Raw genomic sequence first — 503 nt, 5'->3', positions numbered from 1 at the left:
TCTCCAGCAGTTCTGCTTAAAGCTCCTGTGAAAGAATCACCACTTACTAAGCTTGGAGAAACCGTATAAGTAAAAACAGGATCTGTTGTTCCATATACTTTGGTTTGTGAAGCATCTGCTGTTACTGTAATTGGTTTTGCCGTAATAGTAAAGTTAGCGCCTGCGTAACTAATCGTATAATTAGATCCGGCACTCAAACTTCCTTGGGTAATAGCATAAGTTCCTATATTTTCCCCAGCAACTCTAGTTAAAGCTCCTGTAAAGGAATCACTACCTACTAAACTTGGTGAAACTGTATAAGCAAAAACAGGATCTATTGTTCCGTAAACTTTCGTTTGTGATGGAGTTGCCGTTACTGTAATTGGTTTTGCGGTAATAGTAAAGTTTGCACCAACATAAGTAATTAAATATTTAGATCCAGCTGAAAGCGAACCTTGATTAATAGCATAATTACCAATATTTTCACCACTAACTCTTGTTAAAGATCCTGTGAATGAATCTCC

The 503-nt window shown here is 37.0% G+C and carries 1 protein-coding gene; it reads right to left on the bottom strand.

The genetic code is table 11. The features are described from left to right. Window positions 1-503: MBG-2 domain-containing protein (locus tag FLACHUCJ7_RS00135; RefSeq protein ID WP_180907456.1), on the bottom strand; the 503-nt coding region annotated here is incomplete at both ends.

The sequence above is a fragment of the Flavobacterium salmonis genome (genome assembly GCF_903819435.1).
Classification (GTDB): Bacteria; Bacteroidota; Bacteroidia; order Flavobacteriales; family Flavobacteriaceae; genus Flavobacterium; species Flavobacterium chungangense.
The sequence above is the reverse complement of the archived record's forward strand: the minus strand, read 5'-3'. Positions and strand labels throughout refer to the sequence as shown.